Below are 23,688 nucleotides of genomic sequence, written 5' to 3'. Positions count from 1 at the left end.
CGCATGAACGACGAGATGCCAGCCTCAATAGCCACATGTGAGCAGCACGATCAGAACGAGGCAATAGCGCCCGTGCCAAAGGAGGCCCCGCCCCCTCTCTGGCTGCTCGCCGAACTCACGTGGCGCTGCCCGCTGCATTGCGCGTTCTGCTACAACCCCGTCGACTTCGCGCGCCACGAGGCCGAACTCGATACACAGACCTGGCGCAACGTCATCCGCGAGGCACGTGCGTTAGGCGCCGCGCAGATCGGCTTCTCGGGCGGCGAGCCGCTGTTGCGCGACGACCTCGAAGAACTGGTGGGCTACGCACGCGGGCTCGGCTTCTACACGAACCTCATCACGTCAGGCATTGGACTGACCGAGGTGCGCATCGGCAAGCTCAAGGAGGCGGGCCTCGACCACATCCAGCTCTCGTTTCAGGACTCCACGCGCGAACTCAACGACTTCCTCACCAGCACGCGCACGTTCGAACTCAAGCAGCGCGTCGCGCGGCTCATCAAGTCGCACGGTTATCCGATGGTGCTCAACTGCGTGCTGCATCGCTATAACCTGCCGCACGTGGCGCAGATCATCGAGATGGCGCTCGACATGGGCGCCGAGTATCTCGAACTCGCGAACACGCAGTACTACGGCTGGGCGCTCCTGAACCGCACGCAGCTCATGCCCACCGCCGAGCAGTTGCGCGAAGCGGAAGACGTGGTCAATGCTTACCGCGCGCGCGTGGGCGAGCGTTGCCGCATCCTGTTCGTGGTGCCCGATTACTTCGAGGTGCGCCCCAAGGCCTGCATGAACGGCTGGGGATCGGTGTTTCTCGCCGTGTCGCCCGACGGCACGGCGCTGCCGTGCCATGCCGCGCGGTCGCTGCCGGGGCTCACGTTTCCGAACGTGCGCGATACGGCCATCAAGGACATCTGGTACGACAGCGCAGCGTTCAACGCGTATCGCGGCGAGCACTGGATGAAGGAACCGTGCCGCGACTGCGACGAGCGCCACACCGATCACGGCGGCTGCCGCTGCCAGGCGTATCAGCTCGCGGGCGATGCGGCGGGCGCCGATCCTGTCTGCTCGAAGTCCTCGCACCACGGCGTGGTCGAGCAAGCGGTGAAGCTCGCGCGCCGGCACGCCGAAGCGCACGACACGACGGTGCAGCCGCTTGTGTTTCGCAGTCGCGAGAATTCATTGAAGGCGCGGTGAGGGTCGCGCGTACGGTTCAGTTCCCGCGGCACTGAAGTGCTCAGGACAACGCTCGGGACGAGCCAATAGAACATGCCGCACGTTTTGCCGAGGCGAAACGTGCGGCATGTTCGTTATCGCGTCTTGCGCAACGAGTACGCAAAAAAATGCGACCGCGCGGCATCTCCCTACGCACACGGAGCGTGCCGCGCGACCGCCAACGGACCGACCTTGCGGTTGGGCCGGAGACCTCTCTCTACTGCAATTGCACCGATTACTGCGACGCCCCCACCGTCACCGCCGACCCCGCGTTGAGCGGCGTCGCCGATGCCTTCGCCGCATCCGCGGTGAGCTTCGTCGCACCCGCTGCGTAGCCGTTCGAGTTCAGCAGGTACGCCATGAGGTCCGCGTAGTCCTGCGGCTTCAGCTTGCCGGGGTTGTCGGCGGGCATGTTGGTGAACATGTAGGTGAACACGCCGCCAATGGTGAGATGCGAGCCCGACACGGGCGCAAACGCGGGGCCCTTCAACGCAGGCGCGTTGAGGCCTTCGAGGTTCGCACCGTGGCACTTTGCACAGGCGCCCGCGTAAAGCTTCTTGCCGTGGGCGACCTGCGCGCTGTTGAACGAAGGCGCACCGGCCGTGCTCGCATCCACCTTGATGAAACCGCCGGCCTGCGCGGAAGACGAGAGGCTTGCCGCAAGCAACGCCGGGCCGTGGGCATTCCATGCGTGCGTCGGTGCCGGGCCGTCGCGGTACGCGAATGCATCGGCCTGCGCATGCGACGCGGCGCGTGTAGCCAACGCACCCACGGAAGCCGCCGCCACCGCCGTCTTCGGCAGTGCCCATTGCTCGGTCATGGCCGCGAGGCGCCCGTCCGCGGACATCGCCGCCAGCGCCGCATTCACGCGCGGCTGCAATGCCGCGCTCTTCGCGCCGAACGCGAACACGAGATGCCAGTCCGCATACGGCGACGACGTGCCCGCCACCGCGAGCTTTTTCTCAGGATGCGCAAGCCGATACGCCACGAGCGCCGGATACCAGACGATGGCGCGCCCGGCGTGACCGGTCACGACGGCATCGACCGTGGACTCCGACGTGTTTTCGAGCACGAGCCGCGCGCCCTTTTGCTGGACCGCGATGAGTTGCCCCGGGCTCGCATACGTGGCCGCAATGACGTTCGCTGTGCTCGAGGACGCCGCCGCGGCGTCCGTGGTCACGCTCACGTAGCCCGAGCGCAGATAGCCGCGCGAGAACGTTAGTTTGCTATCCGAAGCATCGGCGGCGGTAGAGCGCGGGAAGCCCGCGATCACGTCGCAGTGTTGGGCGAGCGCCGCGTTGAGTTCCTTGAGCGAGACGCCGTCGTCGTCGCTCGCGTCGAATGCACCGTCCAGCACGGTGGCCTGAATGTGCGCGGCCTTGAACGCTTCACGCGCCACAGCGCGATCGAGCGGCGCGGACGGGCTGCCGGGAAACGTGCAGACGCGCACGCCGGCGAAGGCATCGGCGGACGAGAACGCGGTGCCTGCGAGCAGCGCGCTCGTGAAAGCCAACGAAGCCAGGGAATGAAGTCGGGTATTCATGAGAGTACTTTCCGGTAAGCGCCGGCGCAGCCGCGCGCACGACGGACGATGCCGCCGTGCCGCGCTGCGCCGGGTTGAATCACGCGCCGCCGAGCGCGAAGACGTAGAGCGTGCCGCCGCGCGGCACCTTCTCCGCGGCCTTGGCCATCGGGCCGCCCCAGATCGGGTTGGCGCCGCCGTAGCCCGCGAGCACCGCGACGTACTCCTTGCCGCCCGACTCGAACACCGCAGGTTGCGAGACGATGCCGCTCGCGAGTTTCGGGCTCTGCCACAGCACCTTGCCGGTGGCTTCGTCGAATGCGTAGAGGTGGCCGTCCAGCGCGCCGCTGAACGCGATGCCGCTCGCCGTCGTCGCCACGCCGCCGTTCCACGGCAGCTTGCTCCAGTGACTCCACACCTTCTTGCCGGTGTTCACGTCGATGGCCTGCAACTCGCCGAAGCCCTTGCTGCCCGGCTCCGGCTTGATCTCGAAGCCTTCGCCCAGATACGGCAGCCCTTCCATGAAGTTCACCGACTTGCCCGAAAGCGTCATGCACGCATGCAGCGCCGGCACGATGGCGAGATGCCGCTCGGGGTCGTACGACAGCGACCACCAGTTCTTGCCGCCGAGGAAACTCGGGCACGTTTCGATCGTCGTGCCCACTTTCGGATACTTCGACTGGTCCTGGATGGGCGCGCCCTCGGGCGTGTAGCCCGTCACCGAGGTCGCCTTCACAAACGCCTTCGCGTAGATCAGCTTGCCGGTGCCGCGGTCGATCGCATCGAAGTAGCCGTTGCGGTCCGCGTGGATGATCGCGTCGTAGTCCTTGCCCTCGTACTGGATCTTCGCGAGCACGGGCGTGTTCACGCCGTCGTAGTCCCACGTGTCGTGGCGCGTGTACTGGTAGTGCCACTTGAGGTCGCCGGTCTTCGGGTCGAGCGCGAGCAGCGAGTCGGAGTAGAGGTTGTCGCCGGGACGCAGATCCGCGAGCCACGGCCCCGGATTGCCCACGCCCCAGTAGAGTGTGCGCGAATCGGCGTCGTAGGTGCCCGTGAGCCAGGCGGGCGCGCCGCCGTGTTCCTGCATGCCGTCGGGCCAGGTGTTGCCGTTCTTCTCGCTCGCGCCCGGTATCGTGAAGCGCTTCCAGAGCACCTTGCCGTCGTCGGGGCTCAGCGCCGCGATGAAACCGCGCGCGCCGTACTCGCCGCCTGCGCTGCCCACCACGAGCGCGCCGTCGATGGCGAGCGGCGCAAGCGAGAACGCGTAGCCGAGACCCGGCTCGAACATCGACTTCTTCCAGACGAGCGCGCCCGTCTGCGCATCCAGCGCCGCCACTTCGCCGCTCAGCATCGCGACGTAGACGTTCTTGCCGTAGAGCGCCACGCCCCGATTCACGACGTCGCAGCACGCCGTCTTGAACGACTCGGCGCCCAGCTTCGGCTCGTATTTCCAGAGCTGTTTGCCCGTGGTCGCATCGAACGCGTAGACGTTGTCCTTCGGCGTGGTCACGAACAGATAGTTGCCGTTGACGATAGGCGTGGCTTCGAAGCCCTGCTGAAGCTCGGCGGGAAACTTGTAGGTCCACGCCTGCTTGAGCGTCTTCACGTTGGACGTGTCGATCTGCTTGAGCGGCGAATGCGCGTGGCCGTTATAGGTGCGGTAGTAGGTGAGCCAACCGGGATCGTCTTGCGCCGCGGTGAGCCGGTCGTACGTCACGGCCGGATATTCGTCGGCGTTCGCGGCGGCGATTGCGCCCAGGCCGAGACTCGCGGCCAGCGCGATGCCCAGGGCGAGCGCCGTGGGCCGCGTAGCCGTTGCTAAACGTGCTTTCATCCTTGTCTCCTGTCGATTTATCGAGGGCGATGCCCGGTTGCGGCGCCATCGTCCGGCGAGTGCGTCAATGGCAGCGCGCCGCTTTTTGCAAGTCGCATGCCATTGATCTGCCTCAAGCGGTTTGCAGCGATTTGCCTAGCGTGGGAAGGGATGACGCAAGAAACGTCGGGCGGCGCAGGGTGCGCGCCCCACGTTCGAGGTGTTGCAGTCTGGTACAGCCGCAGGCCGCGTGTGTTGCCGGAGGGAACAGTCCCCTGGGTCGCGGGGCTTCTTCCGGCGAACGGATGAAGCGCTGGACCGCGCATTGAGCGCCGCCTCGCGTTGCACGCGTCGCGCATGATGCGGGCGCGTTCGCGATGGCATGGTTCTCGCTGATCGGGCTCGCAGCCCAAAGCGCACGTCATGCGCACGCCATACATGCGTCATGCGCACATCAGATCAACGCATCCGTGTTTTCCCGCGCTTCACCGTGCGGAGCCTGCCGACACGCAGGGCGCGGATGCCGGCCCATCCCTGGAGGAGAGACATCATGAACCACGCGGAAATGCAGTTCCTGACCACCGAATACCCCTACAAAAAGCAGTACGGAAACTTCATCGGCGGCGAATGGGTGAAGCCTGTCGGCGGCGAGTACTTCGATAACGTCTCGCCCATCACCGGCGAGCCGTTCACCTCCATTCCGCGCTCGCGCGCCGAAGACGTCGAACTCGCCCTCGATGCCGCGCATCGCGCGAAAGACGCCTGGGGCAAGGCCTCGCCTGCTGACCGCGCCAGCGTGCTCAACCGCATCGCCGACCGCATGGAAGCGAACCTGCAGCGCCTCGCCGTGGCCGAGACCATCGACAACGGCAAGCCCCTGCGCGAAACCATGGCCGCCGACATCCCGCTCGCCATCGACCACTTCCGCTACTTCGCCGGCTGCATCCGCGCCCAGGAAGGCTCGGTCTGCGAGGTCGATCACGACACCGTCGCCTATCACTTCCACGAGCCGCTCGGCGTGGTCGGCCAGATCATTCCGTGGAATTTCCCGATCCTCATGGCCGCGTGGAAGATCGCGCCTGCACTGGCGGCAGGCAACTGCATCGTGCTGAAGCCCGCCGAGCAGACGCCCGCCTCGATCCTCGTGCTGATGGAGCTGATCCAGGACATCCTGCCCAAGGGCACGCTCAACGTCGTGAACGGCTTCGGTCTGGAAGCAGGCAAGCCGCTCGCCACGAGCAAGCGCATCGCGAAGGTGGCCTTCACGGGCGAGACCACGACGGGCCGCCTCATCATGCAGTACGCGAGCGAGAACATCATTCCCGTCACGCTCGAACTGGGCGGCAAGAGCCCGAACATCTTCTTCGCCGACGTCATGGACCGCGACGACGGCTACTTCGACAAGGCGCTCGAAGGCTTCGCGATGTTCGCGCTGAACCAGGGCGAAGTCTGCACGTGTCCGTCGCGCGTGCTGATCGATGAAAAGATCTACGACCGCTTCATGGAACGCGCGCTCAAACGTGTGGCCGCCGTGCAGCAGGGCCATCCGCTCGACCCGAAGACGATGATCGGCGCGCAGGCCTCGCAGGAACAGCTCGAAAAGATCCTCTCGTACATCGACCTGGGCCGCCAGGAAGGCGCGCAATGCCTGACGGGCGGCGAGCGCAACGTGCTCGCGGGCGAACTCTCGAAGGGCTACTACGTGAAGCCGACGGTGTTCCGCGGCCACAACCGCATGCGCATCTTCCAGGAAGAAATCTTCGGGCCGGTGGTGTCGGTCACGACGTTCAAGACCGAAGAAGAGGCGCTGGAAATCGCCAACGACACGCTGTACGGCCTGGGCGCCGGCGTGTGGACGCGCGACGGCACGCGTGCGTACCGCTTCGGCCGCGCCATCCAGGCGGGCCGCGTGTGGACGAACTGCTATCACGCGTACCCGGCGCATGCAGCGTTCGGCGGCTACAAGCAGTCGGGCATTGGCCGTGAGACGCACAAGATGATGCTCGACCACTACCAGCAGACGAAGAACCTGCTCGTGAGCTACAGCGAGCAGCCGCTGGGGTTCTTCTGAGCACGGGCTTGATGCGTCAGTGAAGTCAGTGAAAGACGGGCGGCGTGCGGTTAGCCCGCCCCTTCTTCATGTCGCGGACCGACTTCAGCAGAAGGTCGTGTACATCGGTGGATGTGTGCGGCATTGCCGTATGCCGCACCGGCTTCGGCCGCCTCAACGAAAACTCCGGCCGCCAGGGCGCCCATCACGGCGCGGCGTCTGCAACAACGGACGACGAAACAACCGCCCTCACCCGCCAAAATCCGGAAGCGCCTTCACTACCATCTCGAACAGATGATCGAGATCGCTCTCCGTCTTCATGCCTTCGAACGGGTCGCGATTGGCGCCGAACGCGGCGTCGATCTCGGTCCAGTCTTCGGGCGTCAGGAAGCGCAGCGCGGCCGGCAGGATCAACTCCTCCTCCAGGCGGCGATGCTCCGCGAAGAACCGCGCGTATTCGTGAACGCTCTCGCGCAGCGCCGCGAAGGCCGCCTCGTCCGCCAGTTCGTAGCGCGTAAATGCGCGCTCCAGCTCGCGCACCTTCGCTTCGCCCTGCGCGTGCTGGTGCTCCAGTTCCTCGATGATCTCGTCGAGGTCCGCCGTGCGCATGCGCAGCCGCGCGAACAGATAGCAGTCTTCCTTCGGATGATGGATCTGCTCGGGATATTCGCGGATGTAGTAGAGCATCGCGCGAAACACGATGGGATCGGGCGTTTGCGCGTGGGCGTCGACACGCTCCACGAAGCGCTGCATACCATTGACCACCACGGCGAGCTGCTGGTGTTCCCTGATGATGGCCTGCACGGCCGTATGCATGGCGGACGGCACCATGATGTCTCTCCTCGCGGCAATCGCGGACGACGGACGGCCTGCCGCAAAACGCGGCAGACGCTCTTCAAAAAGTATCGTGCGGCCACGAAAGCCGGCCTTGACCGCAATCAAGCCGCACCGGGCCCGTTGCACGAGACACTTCCACGCACGCCGATGTACCCCGATGTGCCGCATGCCGGGCGCGCCCGGCGCAGGTCCTGCAGCCATGGCCGGACGAGGGAAAACCCCTATAATTTGCACGCCTGCGACGCGTGCCCACCGCAACACGACGCACGGCGCAAGAGCCGGCCGGAACAGCAAACGCCGGCCCGGCACAGCGGCAAAGTCCCCGGACCATCGGCGTCGCCGGCATCCTCAATCACCATCAGGAACGCGGCCATCACGGCGCGCGCACGACATGAAGCGAATCGGAGCGTTTTTCGTTGCGAGCTGGCTGGCGGCAGCCACGCTCTATCTGGGCCGGCACTCGGTGCCCATCATGGCGCTCAGTGGTGTCATCGTGTTGGCGGGGCTCGATCTGTTGCGACCTGAGTAGCCTTTAAGGACGCCTCGAGCATGGCCGCCTGCCCACGACAGCGGCAGTTCACGCGCACCAGGCGCCCCCTGACCCGTTCGATGGCACGACCGCCGGCAGGGTGTTAGCCTGCCTCTGCCACTCCGGCAATTCCCCGCACAGGAGAAAGCAATGAAGAAATCGCGCGTGTTTCTCGGGTCGCTGATCGTCACCGGCATGCTGGCTGCCTCGGCTGTCAGCGCGCAGCCGCACGACGACCACGGAAGAGGCAATCACGGCAAGGGCGACCAGGACCATGGCCGGGGTCACGGTCCGGAGCACATGCCCCCGGGCCACGGTCCCGACGGTCCGGGCGCCTCGGCTTACGCGCCGGGACACTGGCGCAAGGGCGACCGCCTGCCGCCCGAATACCGCGACCGCCAGTACGTGATCGACGACTGGCGCGCCTATCGGCTCGCGCCGCCGCCGCGCGGCTACTACTGGCTCGGCGTAGGCGGCGACTATCTGCTGGTGCAGATTTCCTCCGGCATCGTCCTGCGCGTGGGGCCTTAGAACCGATCAGGCATCGGGGCCTCGACGTGGGGCCCTGACCAGACACGCCGGCCGCACTCCGCTTCGCCAGGCGCCTTCCACACTCCTCTACCCGCCGCCCGCCAATCACCCGTTAATCACCCGCGCGGCACGACGCGCCCTCGCGCGAAGGCGCCGTCTTCCTTGTATCGCAACGTATCCGTCCCGCACGCGGACACACGGCCTTACGCGACCGTGTCTTCGCCGCAACACGCCAGATACATCCCGGCGTTCCAATGTCCGCAGTACCTGCCGCGGCCGTTCAGGCCGCGCGCTCACCCACTACCCGACAAGGAGCACACCTCATGGAAGATGCAGTGAACGCCCGGCGACGCCGACTGCTGGGAACGGCCGTGGCCGGTCTCAGCCTGATGGAACTCGGTCTCGGCACTTCGGCGCAGGCGCAGACGACCGGCGCCATGAGCGACGGAAAGACGGGCGACGCAAAGACGGGCGCTACGCACACGGCATCGTTCGGCACGATCCGCCAGATCGGCGCGGGCGCGCTCAACGTCGGCTACGCCGAAGCAGGGCCCGCCAACGGCACGCCGGTCATCCTGCTGCACGGCTGGCCCTACGACATCTACAGCTTCGCCGAGGTCACGCCGTTGCTGGCCGCGGCGGGCTATCGCGTGATCGTGCCGTACCTGCGCGGCTACGGCTCCACGCGCTTTCTCTCCACGGATACGCCGCGCAACGGGCAGCAGGCGGTGGTCGCCGTGGACGCCATCGCGCTCATGGACGCCCTCAAGATCGACCAGGCCGTATTCGGCGCCTTCGACTGGGGCGCGCGCACCGCCGACATCGTCGCGGCGTTGTGGCCGGAGCGCTGCAAGGCGCTCGTCTCGGTGAGCGGCTATCTGATCGGCAGTCAGCAAGCCAATCGCACGCCGTTGCCGCCGAAGGCCGAATTCGCGTGGTGGTACCAGTTCTATTTCGCCACTGAGCGCGGCGCCGCCGGCTATGCAGCGAACCGCCGCGACTTCAACCGGCTGATCTGGCAACTGGCGTCGCCGAAATGGCAGTTTGACGAGGCCACCTACGCGCGCTCGGCAGCCTCGTTCGACAACCCCGATCACGTGGCGGTGGTGATCCACAACTATCGCTGGCGGCTCGGGCTCGCGCAGGGCGAACCGCAGTACGACGCGCTGGAGCAGCGCCTCGCGATGTCGCCCAGCATCGGCGTGCCCACCATCACGCTGGAAGGCGACGCGAACGGCGCGCCGCATCCCGACCCCGCCGCCTACGCGAAGAAGTTCACGGGCAAGTACCGGCACCGCACGCTCCAGGGCGGCATTGGGCACAACCTGCCGCAGGAAGCGCCGAAGGCCTTCGCCGACGCCGTGATCGAGGCCGCGCAGATGTAGGCGCCTCGCGTCCTATGAAGGGTCTGGGAGCGGGAACAGTCGGTCGCCCCGTCGGCCGCCTTACAAGGGCGGTTGATCGCGGTCAAGAAACGTCGGGCGGCTGGATTACAGAATCGCTTACACACTCCCTTCAACCTTTCGCAGGACGCCCACCGTGAACGCCGTCACCTCCACCGACACGCCCTTCGCTCTGCCGACCCGCGTACTCATTGCCGTCGATGCGTCGGCTGCCTCGCAGCAGGCGCTCGCCTACGTGCAGAACCTGTTGCGGCCCGAGAACCAGGTCCGCCTCGTGAGCGTGGCGGAGAACCCGCGCACGCTCGTGCCCACCGGCGGCATCGTGGGCGCCACGCTCGAGGTGGCGCGCGCCGAATTGCGGCGCGACGCGGCCGACGCCCTCGGTCATGCGAAAGGTCTGCTCGCGGCCTGCAAAGCCGCAATCGAAACCGAGGTGGTCGACCTTTCGCAGCACGGCGGCAGCGTGGTGGATACCCTGATGGCCGAAGCCCATGCCTGGCACGCCGATCTGCTCGTGGTGGGCGCGCGCCAGCATCACGGCGTGATGCGCTGGGTGGAGGGCACCGTGTCCGAGCCGCTTGCGCGACTCGCGCGGTGCCCGATTCTCGTCGTGCCGGAGCGCTTCGAAGTGCAGCCCGGCCAGGTGCCCACGCGCATCTTCTTCGCGCTCGACGCCAGCGGCGTGGCGTTGCAGGCGCTGCGCTACGGCATGCGCTTTGCCACTCGCGACTCGCACGTACATGCCGTCTATGTGGTGGACCGCGCGGTGCGCCTGAGCGACCTCGTGCCCATCGACATGCTCGAAAGCGCGTTCATCGACGAAGGCAAAGCGGTGCTCGCCAATGCGGAGCCCATTCTGGGCAGCGCGACGTCGTCGGCCACCACGGCGCTTTTGAAAACCGAGCGCGCCGGCGACGACATCGCCCACACCATCGTGCGCGCGGCCGACCACTGGCATGCGCAACTCGTGGTGATGGGCACGCACGGCCGGCGCGGCATGGCACGCTGGGCGCTCGGCAGCGTGGCCCAGCGTGTGGCGCAGCTCACCCACGTGCCGCTCCTGCTGGTTCACTCGCAGGAGGCGTGAGGGTTTTACAGCGGCGGGCTGGGGGCGCGGTCCAGGGCGGTGAGCATCGCGCCACGCCCGCTGACGCGAACACGCGCTAGAACCGCAGGCGCATCAACGCGCCGCCGCCGGGCGCGTCGTCCACTTCGATCCTGCCGCCGTGCGCTTCCATGATCGTCATCGCGATGGCGAGCCCCAGGCCCGCTCCGCCGTTACGGCTGCGGTCCAGCCGATAGAAGCGATCGAAGATTCTGGCGCGCTGGTCCGCGGGAATGCCCGGCCCGTGGTCGCGCACCGAGCAGCAGCGGCCCGGGCCGCTCACCACCTCCACTGCGGTTCCTCTCGGCGTGTGCTCCAGCGCGTTCTCGATCACGTTGCGCAGCGCGCGGCCAATCGCTTCCGCGTGGCCGCGAATCGTGGCGCCGCCTGCGTCCACAAACGTGATGGATCGGCCGCGCGCTACCGCGAGCGGCAGCAGATCGGTGGAAACGTCGCGTGCGAGCGCGTTGAGATCGGCGCGGTCGTCCGCGGCAATTTCGATCGTGCTGGCCTGCGCCATGTCGAGCATCTGGTCCACGAGCCGCTTCATGCGCTGGGCGTCGCGCGTGAGTTTCGTCTTTGCCTCGCCGTCCGGCAGGTTGCCGATGCCGAGCATCAGGATGGCAAGCGGCGTGCGCAACTCGTGCGCCGCGTTGCCCGCGAATTCCCGCAGCGTTTCCACGGACCGCTGAAGCCGATCCAGCATACGGTTCACCGACCCGACCAGCGCCTGCACCTCCCAAAGCGGCGTGGCGGACTCGATGCGGGCGGCAATCTGCGCCGGATCGATGCGGTCCACGGCGGCGATGGTTTCGTCGAGCGGCTTGAGCGTGCTTCGTACCACGCTGAAGTTGAAAAGCAGCAGCATGCCCGAGAGCAGCGCGAGCGGAAGTACGACATGGAAGCGAACCTCGTCGAAGATCACCGGCACGAAGGGCTTGAAGCCATGGCCCGAAATCGCCACGGTGATCCAGTAAGGCCGGTCGTCCACGGATACGCGGCGCGTGCCGGTCAGCAGAAAGCGGTCGCCCCACGTCTCGCGCTGCGTCCGGATGACGAGAAACGACATGGGCGGTTCCTGCTCGATGCGCAGGTCGCCGTCGTCGCGGCGGGCGACAATCGCGCCGCCTTTCTCGTGGATCACGAAGGCGCGCCGCGTATCGGGCGCGAGCGGCCGCGCGAGGTCGGCGGATAGCGCGATGTCGGCACCCGCGCCACCTGGCGCGATCTCCCGCGCAATGCGGCCGGCCTCGGCGGAAATGAGCAACTGGTCGAGTTCGTTGGGGTTGCGTACGTACATCCACACCACGGCGAGCAACTGGACCAGCATGAACACGCAGCCCACCATGGCAAGCCGCACGGACATCGTGAAAAACAGCGTGCGACGGCGCCGCCGCGGCGCACGCGCATCGCCCGCGTGCGGCCCTTCAGCCATTTCGCTGCGGCTCATCGTTGTCCCCGTCCGAGGCTTGCGCGGCGGTCAACATGTAGCCGATGCCATGCGCCGTATGCATCACCACCTGCGCGCCGGCTGCGGTAAGACGCCGCCTCAGGCGCGACACCACCGCTTCGAGCGCGTTCGGCGTGACGTCGGCTTCGAGCGCGTAGAGCGAGTCTTCGAGCGCCCCTTTGGTCACTACGTGTCCGACACGCCGCATCAAACGTTCGAGCAGATCGAGTTCACGCGGCGGCACCGGCACGACGCGGCCCGATACGCGCACTTCCCGGCCCGCCGTATCCAGCTCGAGATTCGCCGCGGAAAGCGTGGTGCCGAGGCAGGCGCCCGGCCGGCGCAGGAGCGCACGGCACCGCGCCGCCAGCTCGCGCAGCTCGAACGGCTTGACGAGATAGTCGTCGCCGCCCGAGTCGAGCCCGATCACGCGGTCGTCCAGACTGCTGCGCGCCGTGACGATCAGCACCGGAACGGTGTGGCCGCCGCGGCGCATAACTTGCACGAACTCCACACCGTTGCCGTCCGGCATGCCGAGATCGAGCAGCACGAGGTCGTAGGTATTCGAGGCGAGCGCGCGCCTCGCGAGATCGAGCGTCGCGCACCAGTCCACCGTGAAGCCTTCTTTCGAAAGCCCATCGGCAATGAGCGAGGCCAGCCTGCCGTTATCTTCGACGAGCAGCAGCCGCATGGTCCACATCCGTTCCCGAGGCAGGCCGTTTGCGCCCCGTCACCATGGCGAGCACGAGGTTCTCGCGATGCCGCCGGCTCTCCACCAGCGCCGCCATCACGTGCAACGCGGCCATGGCGAGCACGGCATCGACGAGCAGCGCATGCGTGGTCTGAAGCCATTGCTCGCCCCAGAACGCGTCGAGGCCCTGCATCCAGCCCGTGACGCAGACCGCGGCCAGCAGCGCCATGAGCGCGACCATCATGAGGCCGCCTGCGGGGTTGTGCCCGACGTAGCGCCGATCACGCCCGGCCACGGCGTGCGCAAGATGCGTCGCCGCGGCGCGCGGGCTCGCCACGAAGTCGGCGAACCGGGCGTGCGCGCTGCCGATGAAGCCCCAGACGAAGCGCACGGCGAGCGCGCCCGCCACCACGTAGCCCACGTAACGGTGCGGCGCCTTGCCCGCTTCGAGCAGCAGATAGTTTGCGAGCACACCCGCCACCACGGTCCAGTGAAAGACGCGCACGACAGGGTCCCACACGCGGACCGAACGCGGCTTCGCGCCACGCACGGCAGCCGCGGAAGCCATCAGCGTTTCGCGAGGATGCGGGGGAAGCATGGCTAATCCACGTTGCTTTCTACAACGGCGCCCGTTACCGGATTGAAGTAGACCTCGGCCTTGCGACCGTCGCCGGTACGGCCGTAGATCTCGTAACACCCCGAAGTCGTTTTCTTGAACACCTTGATGTCCTTGTAGCCCATCTGACCGATCTTCTTCTGCATCTCCGCCTCGCTCAGCCACTGCGATTCCGGCTGACGCGTACACGTGGGGCTGGCAACGGCGTGACCCGCGATTGCGCCCAGCATGACGATAGCGGCGATGCTTCCAATGCGTTTGCGATTCATGTTGCGACTCCTCCTCGAAATGGCGAGCGCACGACACGCTCGTCGACAAGGTTAGAGACGCCTTCTGACCGTGTCCTGACGGGCCTGCGTCTGCGAGCCCCCTGATGCGCAGGCGGTTGGTGCGACGCGCGGCGACGTCAGGACATTGTCAATGCCACACGACAACATGACCGCTGTCGCCACGGTCGGCGACGTCCCCGAAAAGGAATGCTGATCATGAAACTCTTCACGCAACTGATTTCCGTGTCCGCACTGGCGGCGCTCTCGTTCGCCGCCGCGCCCGCACTCGCCGAGGGCGAGCTGAAAGACCAGACGAAGCAGAACCTCGAAGCCGCCATGCACGGCGAGGCCTACGCACACCTCAAGTACCTCGCCTACGCCGAACATGCGCGCAAGAGCGGACACCCGGAACTCGCGAAGCTCTTCGACGAGAGCGCGAACGTAGAGGCCAACGAGCACTTCGCACGCGAAGCGCAAGCGCTGAACCTCGCGAAGTCCGACGAAGCCAACCTGGCCGACGGCATGGCCGGCGAGCACTACGAGAACACGAAGATGTACGTCAAGTACGCGGAGCAGGCCGACGCGGCGGGCGACAAGAAGGTGGCCGCCATGTTCCGCCAGATCGCCGCCGACGAAGGCGATCACTACAACGCGTACAAGAGCGCTGCCGAAAAGCTGAAGGCGGCCGGCAAGTAACCGGGGGACATCACGCACGCGACGGCCCAACCACGGGCATGCGTCGCGCGCGCCTTCGAACGTGGCATCGGCCGCGGTATCCCACGAGGCGCGCGCGGCCGCCGTCGTGCCCGCCATCCGGCCCACCGTCACGCCCATCACCGCGCCCGTCATCCCGCTTCAACCAGCGCATGAAACAGTTCGTCCTCCTGAGCGCAATGCAGCCGCACGATGGCGTCGAGCGCGTAGAGAAGACGCTGGAATTCGCGCAGGCTCGCCGCATCCGGCCCCTCGGGCGGCACATGGGCGGTCATCTGTTTCAGCATGCGTGCAAGGCGAAAGATCTCGCGATGCGTGCCGCTCATCGCGGCCATGGGGTCGTCGCCGCCCATGAGCTGCGCGAGGCCCGGGTAAAGCTCGATGTCGTCGTGCTGCTCGTGCGGCACGAGGTGCTGCGCCAGCGACTCGTTCATGCGCGTGAGCGCGGCGGCAACGGCGTGCGGCGGCATGCGCGGCAGTTCGTCCGCGAGCGTCCTGATCTGCTCCATTACCGGTCCCAGTTCGGCGTGGCCCGCTTTGAGGCGGTCCGCGTCGTCGCGCGCGAGGCTGCCGGGCGCGGTGCCGGGGTGAATGCGCAAGGCACGCAGCGCATTGAGGATCACGGCGACGTCGATGAATTCCTGCAGCAGCGCGCCCGCCAGCGGCGGCAGGTAGCCGGCCGCGGCCACGGCCATCGCGGCGAACGAGAGCGTCATGCCCGCCACCACGCTTTCCATGGCGATACGTCGCGTGCGCCGCGCCACGCGCAAGGCGTCGACCAGACGATCCAGCCGGTCTACCAGCAGCACCACGTCCGCCGCTTCGGACGATGCCGCCGCGCCGCGCGCGCCCATCGCCACGCCCACGTCGGCGGCGGCCAGCGCCGGGGCGTCGTTCACGCCGTCGCCCACCATCACGACCGTGTCGTCGCGACGCGCGGCCTGAATGGCGGCGAGTTTGTCGGCGGGCGTCTGTTCGGGCATCACCTCGGTCACGCCCAGCATCGCGCCCACGGTTTCGGCCACGTCGCGCCGGTCGCCCGTCAGCATGACGAGCCGGCGGATGCCTTCCTGCCGCAAAAGACGCAATGCGCGCGGCGTCTCCAGCCGGATCTGGTCGGCCAGTTGCACGGCGCCGATCATGACGCCGTCCACGGCCACGAACACAGCCGACGCGCCCTCGTACGCCACACGCTGAAGGAACGCCGTGCACCACGGCTGCGGCGCGGCAACCTCCGACACGTGCGCAAACGATCCGATCGCCACCGCGTGCCCGTCCACTTCGCCCGTCACGCCGGCGCCCGCCCGCTCGATCACACTGGACGGCACCGCCAGCGCGAGGTGGCGCTCGCGCGCGGCCATCGTCACCGCTTCCGATATCACGTGCGCGGACGCCTGGCCGAGCGACGCCGCGATCCGCAACACGTCGTCGGATGCCGTGCCCGGCGCGCTCTCCACGGCCACGAGGCGCGCGTGGCCGCCCGTCAGCGTGCCCGTCTTGTCGAAGAAGAGCGCGCCGGCCTGCGCGAGCCGCTCCAGCGCGCCGCCGCCCTTCACGAGCACGCCGCGCTTCGCGCATCGCGACATGCCCGACACGATGGCCACCGGCACCGCGAGAATCAGCGGACACGGCGTGGCCACGACGAGCACCGCGAGCACCCGCGCGAGGTCGCCCACGGCAAGCCAGCTGGCAAGCGCAAAGAACAGCGCGGCGATCATGAAGAGCACGGCGTAGCGGTCCGCGAGCCGCTCGGCGGGACTGCGCGCCTCACGCGCGAACTGCACCATGCGCACGATGCCCGCGAACGTGCTGTCGCCCGCGCTCGCGGCCGCCACCATCTCGAACGCGGGCCCCACGTTGAGCACGCCGCTCTGCACGGCTTCGCCGGGCCGGCGCGGCTGGATGGCCGCCTCGCCCGTGAGCGTGGATTCGTCGAGTTCCGCGTGGTCGGTGAGGCTGCCGTCCACCGGCACGAATTCGCCGGTACGCACGAGCAGACGGTCGCCGGCCTGCACGTCGTCCAGTTCCACGCGGCGCCACTCGCCCGCTTCGAACCGGTTGGCGTGGCGCGGTGCGTGGGCGAGCAGCGCTGTCATTTCGCGCTGGGCGCGGGCGTGGGCATAGTGTTCGAGCGCGCGGCCGCTCGCCAGCATCAAGGCGATCACGGCGGCCGTGAGCGACTCGCCCAGCGCGAGCGCAAAGCCGATGGCCACCAGCGCCAGCACGTCGACGCCCGCCTCGTGCCGCCGCAGCGCACGAACGATGGACACCGCGAGCACGAGCAGCACCGGCACGGCGCCCAAGGTCCAGAGCGCGTGGGCCACGGCGCTTCGTCCGAAGCCTGCGAAGGCGAGGCCCGCGATCAGGCTCAGGGCCGAGGCAAGCAGCGGGACGAACGTGACCCACGGCATTCGATCGAGGAAGGACAGCCAGCGTGGCATGGCAAAAATAGGCAAACGGGCGCGGAGCGGGGACGGGGTGCTGTTCACGAGTGTATGGACCGGTATCGCGGGTCCGTTGACTCGCATCAAACCTTGCCGGATGAAAGCGGCCGCGCCGGGTTCCTTGCCGGCTTGACGTGCGTCAAGCGCGGTGCTGCCCGCCACCGCACAATCGAATGCTGCAAGCGGCTTCAGGCGCATTGGCCGGGAGGTTCATGGTGACGACGCTGTCCATGCTGTTCGTCGTGGTATTGCTGATCAACCTCATGCCGGCATTCGCGCCGCCCACGTGGATGGCGATGTCGTGGGTCGGCTTCAACGTGCCGGACGGCAACCCGTTCGTGTTCGCGCTGGTCGCTGCGAGCGCCGCCACCATCGGGCGGCTGATTCTCGCCACGTTCGCGCGCTCGCTCGTGCGCGGAAAACTGATGCGCGATGCCGACCGCGAGAACATCGACGTGGTCACGGCGTGGCTCGAAAAGCATCAGAAGACCACCGTGAGCGCGTTCTTCGTCTACGCGTTGAGCCCTTTTCCGTCGAACTATCTGTTCATCGCCTACGGGTTGTCCGGGCTGCCGCTGCGCTTCATCGGCGCGGCGTTCTTCGCGGGTCGCGTGGCAAGCTATGCGCTCTGGGCGCAGCTCGGCCGTCTCGCCTCCTCGTACCTCGACCCCGAGGCGCAGCTGGAAGACGGCTACCTCAGCGGTTATTTCATCGTGACGCAGCTCGCGCTGCTCGGGCTTGTCTATACACTCACGAAACTCGACTGGAAAATGCTGGTCGAGCAACGCAGGCTCGCGTGGCGGCGGCCGGCGAAACAACCCAGGGACGTAAAGGGCAGCCACCATGCAAAGCGTTGAACGGCACGTCATGCCCACATGACGCCCGCTGTATCGGTGGCGTTTTCGCCCTGCCTGAAGCCTTTTCTTTGACGAACGAAGCAACGACATGAAGACCGAAGAACTCTTTGACGACACCGAGAACAACGAACACACGCCTGCCGAACGCGCCGCCGCGGCCTCGCGCAGCACGTGGGTAAGCGTGGTCGTCAACCTTGCCCTGACCGCAGCCCAGGTGCTCGCCGGTCTTCTCTCAGGCTCGCAGGGCCTCGTGGCGGACGGCATTCATTCGCTGTCCGATCTGATTGCCGACTTCGTGGTGCTCTTCGCGAGCCATCACAGCAAGAAGGACGCGGACGAAGCGCACCCGTACGGGCATCAGCGCTTCGAAACGGGCGCGTCGCTGGCGCTGGGCGCGCTGCTCGCCGCGGTGGGCGTGGGCATGCTGTGGTCCGCGGTGCACAAGCTCGAAGATCCCGCGTCCGTGCAGCGCGTGCATGTCATCGCGCTGTGGGTGGCCGGCGGCGCGCTCGCGGCGAAGGAACTGCTGTTCCGCTACATGCTGGCCGTGGCCAAGCGCGTGAAGTCGAGCATGCTGGTGGCCAACGCGTGGCACGCGCGGTCCGACGCGGCGTCTTCGTTAGTGGTGGGCGTGGGCATTATCGGCAACCTCGCGGGTTATCCGATACTCGACCCGATCGCGGCACTCGTGGTCGGTCTGCTCGTGCTCAAGATGGGCTGGCAGTTCGGTTGGGAAGCGCTTCACGATCTGATGGACCGCTCGGCCGACGACCACGAAGTGGAGGCCATTCGCGAAACGCTGGTGAGTTCGCCCGGCGTGATCGGCGTGCACGATCTGCGCACGCGCAAGATGGGCGACATGATCGTGGTGGATGTCCACATCGAGGTGGCCGGCGCGATCTCCGTGGAAGCAGGGCACGACATCGCCGTGGAAGCGCGGCGCCGCGTGCTGTCGCGCCATCGCGTGCTCAACGTGATGACCCACGTCGATCCGCGCCGGGCCACGGCGCCCGACGCGCCGTCCGCGGTCGCTGCGGCGCAGTAGAGGCGCAGCAAGGGCGCACTAAGGGCACATTAAGGGCGCAGCAGCGACACAAGTAGAGGCTCGCGGCAAAGGCCTCCGCCGAGGGCCTCTACCGAAGCCCGAACGACCCGCTCAGAAGTTCTGGTCGTAGGTCAGGCGCACGTTCGTCGCATCGGCGCTGTCCTTGCGCTTGATCGACAGATCGATGCGATAGCGGCCTTGCCACGGCATGTCGAAGTAATTGCCGTAAGTGACCGTGTCGTTGACCTTCAACGGCTGCAGCGTCTTGACCTGCACCTTGGGACCCGACTTCGGGCCGGGGCGCGTCACCTTCGCCGTCACGGTGGCGTCGTCGATGCGCGCGCCCGTGGGCTTGTCGTACAGCGCAACGACGAGGTGATAGCTGCCGCGCGCGGGCGCCGAGACCGTCTCCGCAGGCGCGCTCGCGCTGCCTTCCACGGCCTGCGCCCGCTCGGCCGGAACAACGCCGAAGTGAACGATCAAGCCGCTCTTCGTGACACTGCGGTCCAACTGGCCCGCGTGGGCAGAGACCGCAGCCGCCATGAACAGCGCGGCAGCGGGAATCGTCAGGAATCGAAACTTGTTCATGGTGGCTCCATCGATGTGTCGCGACGCGAAGCCCCTTGCTTCGGGCGACTTCGTCGCCAGCGGCGGCACGCTGCGATGCTCAGTGCCGGCGGCAAGCGACGTACAGGGTCCATGCTGTCGCCGCAAGGCGGCCACCGGCTTGACACATGTCAACGGCGATCAACCGCGGTCAAGGGGGATCAACGGCGCGCTTGATTCGCAGCGCGGGCGCACGGCAACGACACCGTCACGCACAGGCCACCCAGCGCCGCGGAGCGCCCCACGTCGACCTGCGCGCCGTGCACGGCAGCAACGCGCCGCACGATGGACCAGCCGAGTCCGCTGCCGCTCGGCGCGGCGCTCTCGTCGTCGGGAAAGCCGCCGCGAAAGAACCGCTCGCCGAGGCGCTCGAGTTGCTCATCGGGCAGCCCCGGGCCGCTGTCTTCCACGCCCAGCACCACGCGCTCGCCGCGCAGGCGCACCCACACGGCAATGTGCGCGCGGGCGGGGCTGTAGCGCACGGCGTTGTCCACGAGATTGCGCACCAGCGAAGCAAGCAGCACTTCGTTGCCCTCGACAGTGCACGCGCCGCTCGCCTCCAGTTCCAGTTGCTGGCGCTTGTTGAGCGCCTGCGGCGCGATGTCGGCCACCACCTGCTGCGCGAGCGCGGGCAGCGCGACCTCGGCGGTGTCCATCGGCGCGCCGGCTTCGAGGCGCGAGAGCAGCAGCAATTGATCGACGAGGTGTGCCGCGCGGTCGCAGCCTTCCAGCAAGCGGCGCAGCGCGTGGCGACGCAGCTCGACGTTCTCTTCGGCCATCGCCACCTGGGCTTGCGCCTTGATCGCCGCGATGGGCGTGCGCAGTTCATGGGCGGCGTCGGCGGTGAAGCGCCGCTCGGCATCCAGCACGGCGCGAATGCGATCGAAGAGACGGTTCAGCGCATCGAGCAGCGGCACCATTTCGAGCGGCGCATGCTGCATGCGCACGGCGTCGAGCGCGCGGGGATCGCGTCGCGCCAGCGTGCTGCCCAGTTCGCGCAGCGGCTTCGCGCCACGCCGCACGGCCCACCCCGTGGCGAGCAGCAGAACGGGCAACGCCAGCGCCATCGGCCAGAAGGCGCCGCGCATCACGGCAAGCAGAATGGCCCGCCGCGAATCCACCTGCTCGCCCACGTAGACCTCGACGTCGTGCTGCGCGCCGCGCGCGGCAAACACGCGCCAGGTCTTGCCGTCGATCCGCACGGTGGAAAAGCCCGCGGCATGCGCGCGGTCGGCGCTCACCATCGGCTCGGCGGGCGCGTTCGCCGAACGCAAGCCGAGCCGCCCTTCGTGGAACACCTGGAACGCCACGCGCGGCGCATAGGGATGCAGCGTGGGCGCGTCCATGGGGTCTTCGTCGTCGTCCACGGTGCGCGTTTCCTGCATCACGAGCAACGCCGCCGCCTGCGCAAGATGGCTGTCCAGCAGTTCGTCGATTTCGTGCCGCGCATCGTGCCAGGTGAAAGCGGCGGCCACCAGCCACACGGCGAGCAGCACACCGGTGACGAGCAGCAGCAACCGGCCCTGGAGCGAGCGCGGCCGGGTCATGCCGGCCCCGCCGGCTCGCGCAGCAGCACGTAGCCCACGCCGCGCACGGTGCGGATCAGGTCGCTGCCCAGCTTGCTTCTCAGGCGATGCACGTGCACCTCCACGGCGTTGCTCTCCACCTCCTGGCCCCAGCTGTAGAGATGCTGCTCGATCTGCTCGCGCGACAACACGCGCCCCGCGTTGAGCATGAGCACGTGCAGCAGATCGAACTCGCGCGTGGCGAGCGACACCGGTACACCCGCGCGATAGACCGTGCGCGAAGCGGGCTCCAGCACGATGTCCTGCGCTTCGAGCCGCTCGCCGGGCCGGCCGTGCGCACGGCGCACGAGCGCGTGCAGACGCGCGACCAGCTCGTGCAGATCGACGGGCTTCACGACGTAGTCGTCCGCGCCCGCGTTGAGACCGCGGATGCGGTCCGGCACGGCATCGCGCGCGGTGAGCACGAGAATGGGCAGCTCGACGCCCGCGTCACGCGCCACGCGCAGCACGTCGAGACCGTCCATGCGCGGCAGGCCGAGGTCGAGCACGGCCGCCGCGTACGGATGCGCGCGCAGCTCGCGCTGCGCCGCTTCGCCGTCGCGCACCCAGTCCACCTGAAAGCCCTGCTGGCGCAAGCCGGCACGAATGCCGTCGCCTAGCAGGGGGTCGTCTTCTATGAGCAGGATTCGCACGTCCGACAGAGCCTTCTCGTGTTGCGCGTGATTGGCGTGATGCTCGTGGATCAATCGTTGTCGTTATCGTTGCCCTGCCCCGACCGATGCGCGGCCCCCGCGGCAGGTCCGGTCAAAGATGCGCCGGCCCGCGGCGCGGCCTGCCATTGCGTGCCCCACCACGCGAGCACGGCGACGATCAGGAGCGCAGCCACACCCCATCGCGCGCTGCGAATGCCGTCGCGCGCACGTCCGGACTTGTATCCCGTCACCATCGAGCGAACCAGGTTCTCGCGATGCAAGACGCTGCTCGCCAGCACCGCTGCAACGTGAATGGCCACCAGCGCGAGCATCGCGTTGGCCACACCCTCGTGCAGTTCTTCGAAGGCTTCGCCGCCCACGTCGTTGTACGCCGCCCAGCCCGTGGCGCCAATGGCGAGCGTGAGCAGCAGCATGGCGACGATGGCGACCGCGCCCGCGGGGTTGTGCCCGACATGCGGCTCCGGGTGCCCCTTCACGAGACTCGCGAGATAGCGCACCACCGCGCCCGGCGCACGCACGAACGCCGCAAAGCGCGCGTAACGCGTGCCGGCGAGGCCCCACATCAGCCGGAACGCGACGAGGCCCACCATCGTGTAGCCGAGCGTGACGTGCACGAGCCGCCAGCGTTCGCTTTCCGCCGTGAGCCACGCGAGCGCGAACGACACCACCATGAGCCAGTGGAACACCCGCACGGGCGCATCCCAGACGAGGATGCGGACCGTGCCCGCGGGACGCCCGCTCGCAGAAGCGCCGGCCGGCGACACGGACTCATTTTCCATACGGGATGCGGATGTATCGTTCATCGAAATTCCCCTGATCGGCGCGCCGGTGACACGCGACGCAGTTGGACGGGCTCTTCACCGCGGCAAGCCGCCATACCGAGGGCGACACTTCGTCGTGCGCGGCGGCGAACCAGCGGCTGCGGGTAATGCGGTCCTCGGGCGGCGCCTTCGCTGCCCTGCCGCCCTGCGCCGCATGCGCCACGAGCCAGCCTTCGATCTGCTTGACCGAAGCCGCGTCGAGCGACGCATTGGTGCCGAAGTGATGCTCGAGGTTGCCGAGAATGTGCTGCCACGATTGAGCGGGCAGCATGCCCGGCGGATAGGCGATATGGCATGCCGCGCATTCCTGCTGGTACTTGGGCAGCGGCGCGACGGCGCTCGTGTAGGGTTCGTCGTCCGCGAGGGCAACGCCCGCCAGCGCCGTCATGGCGACGGCCGCGACAGCACGGGCGACGGCGGGACGTGTAGCAAGCGCACCAAGCGCGGCAAGCGGCAGTGGAAAATCCATGTGCCTCTCCTCGATGGGATGGGTATACGGTTGGCGGGTCGGTCAGGGTTTGATCGATATCAACCAGCTGAGCACATCGGCCTTTTCGGCGGCGGTGCATTCGCGGCCCACGACGTCGCCGCAATTGCGCCGAAACCACTTTTCGACTTTCGCGGTATCGGTGAAGCGCGCGGGATTGAAGGCGGGCGCGAGCGGCGCGATGGTCTTGCCGGTGGCCGCATGCTGACCGTTGCCGGTGGGCATGGCACCGTGGCAACTCGTGCAGGCCCATTCGTGCCCATGGCGGCTGGTGAAGAACTGCTGACCGCGCGCGGGCACGGGCGCCGTGCCGGATTGCGCGGTGTAGCCGCTGAGGATTTGCGCCGGGGTCTCGGCATGCGCCGGCACGGAAAGCGTGGCGGCGGTGAGGCTAGCGATGGCAGCGACGGTCGCGATGCCCGTGCCGCTACGCAGCCGGCGCATCAC

General features: G+C 67.6%; 23 protein-coding genes. 9 read left to right on the top strand and 14 right to left on the bottom strand.

Annotated elements, in window-relative coordinates:
• Window positions 1–3: 3 nt before the first annotated feature.
• The gene (gene pqqE, locus U0042_RS22605; RefSeq protein ID WP_419150458.1) at window positions 4–1,194 is read left to right on the top strand and encodes a pyrroloquinoline quinone biosynthesis protein PqqE; all 1,191 of its coding nucleotides are present in this window, start codon (window positions 4–6) and stop codon (window positions 1,192–1,194) included.
• A gap of 253 nt (window positions 1,195–1,447) precedes the next feature.
• Here pqqE and U0042_RS22600 read toward each other — a convergent pair whose 3' ends face one another.
• Complete coding sequence (locus U0042_RS22600) at window positions 1,448–2,755, bottom strand: c-type cytochrome (RefSeq protein WP_114809046.1); 1,308 nt, start codon at window positions 2,753–2,755, stop codon at window positions 1,448–1,450.
• A gap of 79 nt (window positions 2,756–2,834) precedes the next feature.
• Window positions 2,835–4,568, bottom strand: coding sequence for a methanol/ethanol family PQQ-dependent dehydrogenase (locus U0042_RS22595; RefSeq protein ID WP_114809047.1), 1,734 nt, complete (start codon window positions 4,566–4,568; stop codon window positions 2,835–2,837).
• Window positions 4,569–5,097: 529 nt separating this feature from the next.
• On the opposite strand from U0042_RS22595, the gene adh reads away from it, so the two are divergent.
• Window positions 5,098–6,618, top strand: a complete 1,521-nt coding sequence (adh, locus tag U0042_RS22590; RefSeq protein WP_114809048.1) for an aldehyde dehydrogenase — start codon at window positions 5,098–5,100, stop codon at window positions 6,616–6,618.
• A 228-nt stretch (window positions 6,619–6,846) separates the two neighbouring features.
• Here adh and U0042_RS22585 read toward each other — a convergent pair whose 3' ends face one another.
• The gene (locus tag U0042_RS22585; protein ID WP_114809049.1) at window positions 6,847–7,428 is read right to left on the bottom strand and encodes a hemerythrin domain-containing protein; all 582 of its coding nucleotides are present in this window, start codon (window positions 7,426–7,428) and stop codon (window positions 6,847–6,849) included.
• Between the two features lie 397 nt (window positions 7,429–7,825).
• Between U0042_RS22585 and U0042_RS22580 the strand changes: the two genes are divergently transcribed.
• From U0042_RS22580 to U0042_RS22565, 4 genes are all read left to right on the top strand, one after another.
• Window positions 7,826–7,963, top strand: a complete 138-nt coding sequence (locus tag U0042_RS22580) for a hypothetical protein (RefSeq protein ID WP_114809050.1) — start codon at window positions 7,826–7,828, stop codon at window positions 7,961–7,963.
• 150 nt (window positions 7,964–8,113) lie between these two features.
• Window positions 8,114–8,494 (top strand): RcnB family protein, encoded by a 381-nt coding sequence (locus U0042_RS22575; protein ID WP_114809051.1) that lies wholly within the window; start codon window positions 8,114–8,116, stop codon window positions 8,492–8,494.
• 323 nt (window positions 8,495–8,817) lie between these two features.
• A complete protein-coding gene (locus U0042_RS22570) occupies window positions 8,818–9,879 on the top strand; it encodes an alpha/beta fold hydrolase (RefSeq protein ID WP_114809052.1) in 1,062 nt (353 codons plus the stop codon).
• A gap of 154 nt (window positions 9,880–10,033) precedes the next feature.
• Window positions 10,034–10,984: a universal stress protein gene (locus U0042_RS22565; RefSeq protein ID WP_114809053.1), complete on the top strand. Its 951-nt coding sequence runs from the start codon at window positions 10,034–10,036 to the stop codon at window positions 10,982–10,984.
• 76 nt (window positions 10,985–11,060) lie between these two features.
• Here U0042_RS22565 and U0042_RS22560 read toward each other — a convergent pair whose 3' ends face one another.
• From U0042_RS22560 to U0042_RS22545, 4 genes are read right to left on the bottom strand one after another with little or no spacing between them, the layout of a single operon-like run.
• Window positions 11,061–12,452, bottom strand: coding sequence for a HAMP domain-containing sensor histidine kinase (locus U0042_RS22560; RefSeq protein ID WP_232833215.1), 1,392 nt, complete (start codon window positions 12,450–12,452; stop codon window positions 11,061–11,063).
• Window positions 12,430–13,143, bottom strand: a complete 714-nt coding sequence (locus U0042_RS22555) for a response regulator transcription factor (protein ID WP_114809055.1) — start codon at window positions 13,141–13,143, stop codon at window positions 12,430–12,432. The genes U0042_RS22560 and U0042_RS22555 overlap by 23 nt, the downstream gene beginning before the upstream one ends.
• The gene (locus U0042_RS22550; protein WP_114809056.1) at window positions 13,118–13,741 is read right to left on the bottom strand and encodes a cytochrome b/b6 domain-containing protein; all 624 of its coding nucleotides are present in this window, start codon (window positions 13,739–13,741) and stop codon (window positions 13,118–13,120) included. The genes U0042_RS22555 and U0042_RS22550 overlap by 26 nt, the downstream gene beginning before the upstream one ends.
• Before the next feature lie 2 nt (window positions 13,742–13,743).
• Window positions 13,744–14,028, bottom strand: coding sequence for a PepSY domain-containing protein (locus tag U0042_RS22545; RefSeq protein ID WP_114809057.1), 285 nt, complete (start codon window positions 14,026–14,028; stop codon window positions 13,744–13,746).
• A 216-nt stretch (window positions 14,029–14,244) separates the two neighbouring features.
• Here U0042_RS22545 and U0042_RS22540 point away from each other — a divergent pair, with 216 nt between their 5' ends.
• Window positions 14,245–14,724 (top strand): ferritin family protein, encoded by a 480-nt coding sequence (locus U0042_RS22540; RefSeq protein WP_114809482.1) that lies wholly within the window; start codon window positions 14,245–14,247, stop codon window positions 14,722–14,724.
• Between the two features lie 149 nt (window positions 14,725–14,873).
• Here the strand turns inward: U0042_RS22540 and U0042_RS22535 are convergent, their stop codons facing one another.
• Entirely contained in the window at window positions 14,874–17,153 is a 2,280-nt protein-coding gene (locus U0042_RS22535) for a heavy metal translocating P-type ATPase (RefSeq protein WP_114809483.1), read from the bottom strand.
• A 248-nt stretch (window positions 17,154–17,401) separates the two neighbouring features.
• On the opposite strand from U0042_RS22535, the gene U0042_RS22530 reads away from it, so the two are divergent.
• Both U0042_RS22530 and U0042_RS22525 read left to right on the top strand, forming a co-directional pair.
• On the top strand, window positions 17,402–18,043 hold the full coding sequence (locus tag U0042_RS22530; protein WP_114809484.1) for a hypothetical protein: 642 nt from the start codon (window positions 17,402–17,404) through the stop codon (window positions 18,041–18,043).
• A gap of 88 nt (window positions 18,044–18,131) precedes the next feature.
• Complete coding sequence (locus tag U0042_RS22525; RefSeq protein WP_114809058.1) at window positions 18,132–19,088, top strand: cation diffusion facilitator family transporter; 957 nt, start codon at window positions 18,132–18,134, stop codon at window positions 19,086–19,088.
• Between the two features lie 111 nt (window positions 19,089–19,199).
• Here U0042_RS22525 and U0042_RS22520 read toward each other — a convergent pair whose 3' ends face one another.
• The 6 genes from U0042_RS22520 to U0042_RS22495 form a co-directional block, all read right to left on the bottom strand.
• A complete protein-coding gene (locus U0042_RS22520) occupies window positions 19,200–19,676 on the bottom strand; it encodes a hypothetical protein (protein ID WP_114809059.1) in 477 nt (158 codons plus the stop codon).
• A 179-nt stretch (window positions 19,677–19,855) separates the two neighbouring features.
• On the bottom strand, window positions 19,856–21,241 hold the full coding sequence (locus U0042_RS22515; RefSeq protein ID WP_114809060.1) for an ATP-binding protein: 1,386 nt from the start codon (window positions 21,239–21,241) through the stop codon (window positions 19,856–19,858).
• Entirely contained in the window at window positions 21,238–21,912 is a 675-nt protein-coding gene (locus tag U0042_RS22510; RefSeq protein WP_114809485.1) for a response regulator, read from the bottom strand. Before U0042_RS22510 ends, U0042_RS22515 begins: the two co-directional genes overlap by 4 nt.
• Before the next feature lie 50 nt (window positions 21,913–21,962).
• Window positions 21,963–22,736, bottom strand: a complete 774-nt coding sequence (locus tag U0042_RS22505) for a cytochrome b/b6 domain-containing protein (RefSeq protein WP_232833216.1) — start codon at window positions 22,734–22,736, stop codon at window positions 21,963–21,965.
• Window positions 22,702–23,223, bottom strand: a complete 522-nt coding sequence (locus U0042_RS22500) for a diheme cytochrome c (RefSeq protein ID WP_114809062.1) — start codon at window positions 23,221–23,223, stop codon at window positions 22,702–22,704. The genes U0042_RS22505 and U0042_RS22500 overlap by 35 nt, the downstream gene beginning before the upstream one ends.
• 42 nt (window positions 23,224–23,265) lie before the next feature.
• A complete protein-coding gene (locus tag U0042_RS22495) occupies window positions 23,266–23,685 on the bottom strand; it encodes a DUF1924 domain-containing protein (protein WP_114809063.1) in 420 nt (139 codons plus the stop codon).
• Between the last annotated feature and the right edge of the window lie 3 nt (window positions 23,686–23,688).

It is taken from the genome of Paraburkholderia kururiensis, assembly GCF_034424375.1.
In the GTDB taxonomy this organism is placed as follows: Bacteria; Pseudomonadota; Gammaproteobacteria; order Burkholderiales; family Burkholderiaceae; genus Paraburkholderia; species Paraburkholderia kururiensis_A.
Note: the sequence above shows the minus strand (reverse complement) of the source record. Positions and strands in the feature narration are given on the sequence as shown.

Bases quoted from the DNA above. Each gene is read 5' to 3' on its own strand.
- pqqE (WP_419150458.1), top strand. From the start codon at position 4: ATGAACGACGAGATGCCAGCCTCAATAGCCACATGTGAGCAGCACGAT.
- U0042_RS22600 (WP_114809046.1), bottom strand. From the start codon at position 2,755: ATGAATACCCGACTTCATTCCCTGGCTTCGTTGGCTTTCACGAGCGCG.
- U0042_RS22595 (WP_114809047.1), bottom strand. From the start codon at position 4,568: ATGAAAGCACGTTTAGCAACGGCTACGCGGCCCACGGCGCTCGCCCTG.
- adh (WP_114809048.1), top strand. From the start codon at position 5,098: ATGAACCACGCGGAAATGCAGTTCCTGACCACCGAATACCCCTACAAA.
- U0042_RS22585 (WP_114809049.1), bottom strand. From the start codon at position 7,428: ATGGTGCCGTCCGCCATGCATACGGCCGTGCAGGCCATCATCAGGGAA.
- U0042_RS22580 (WP_114809050.1), top strand. From the start codon at position 7,826: ATGAAGCGAATCGGAGCGTTTTTCGTTGCGAGCTGGCTGGCGGCAGCC.
- U0042_RS22575 (WP_114809051.1), top strand. From the start codon at position 8,114: ATGAAGAAATCGCGCGTGTTTCTCGGGTCGCTGATCGTCACCGGCATG.
- U0042_RS22570 (WP_114809052.1), top strand. From the start codon at position 8,818: ATGGAAGATGCAGTGAACGCCCGGCGACGCCGACTGCTGGGAACGGCC.
- U0042_RS22560 (WP_232833215.1), bottom strand. From the start codon at position 12,452: ATGAGCCGCAGCGAAATGGCTGAAGGGCCGCACGCGGGCGATGCGCGT.
- U0042_RS22555 (WP_114809055.1), bottom strand. From the start codon at position 13,143: ATGCGGCTGCTGCTCGTCGAAGATAACGGCAGGCTGGCCTCGCTCATT.
- U0042_RS22550 (WP_114809056.1), bottom strand. From the start codon at position 13,741: ATGCTTCCCCCGCATCCTCGCGAAACGCTGATGGCTTCCGCGGCTGCC.
- U0042_RS22545 (WP_114809057.1), bottom strand. From the start codon at position 14,028: ATGAATCGCAAACGCATTGGAAGCATCGCCGCTATCGTCATGCTGGGC.
- U0042_RS22540 (WP_114809482.1), top strand. From the start codon at position 14,245: ATGAAACTCTTCACGCAACTGATTTCCGTGTCCGCACTGGCGGCGCTC.
- U0042_RS22535 (WP_114809483.1), bottom strand. From the start codon at position 17,153: ATGCCGTGGGTCACGTTCGTCCCGCTGCTTGCCTCGGCCCTGAGCCTG.
- U0042_RS22525 (WP_114809058.1), top strand. From the start codon at position 18,132: ATGAAGACCGAAGAACTCTTTGACGACACCGAGAACAACGAACACACG.
- U0042_RS22520 (WP_114809059.1), bottom strand. From the start codon at position 19,676: ATGAACAAGTTTCGATTCCTGACGATTCCCGCTGCCGCGCTGTTCATG.
- U0042_RS22515 (WP_114809060.1), bottom strand. From the start codon at position 21,241: ATGACCCGGCCGCGCTCGCTCCAGGGCCGGTTGCTGCTGCTCGTCACC.
- U0042_RS22505 (WP_232833216.1), bottom strand. From the start codon at position 22,736: ATGAACGATACATCCGCATCCCGTATGGAAAATGAGTCCGTGTCGCCG.
- U0042_RS22500 (WP_114809062.1), bottom strand. From the start codon at position 23,223: ATGGATTTTCCACTGCCGCTTGCCGCGCTTGGTGCGCTTGCTACACGT.
- U0042_RS22495 (WP_114809063.1), bottom strand. From the start codon at position 23,685: ATGCGCCGGCTGCGTAGCGGCACGGGCATCGCGACCGTCGCTGCCATC.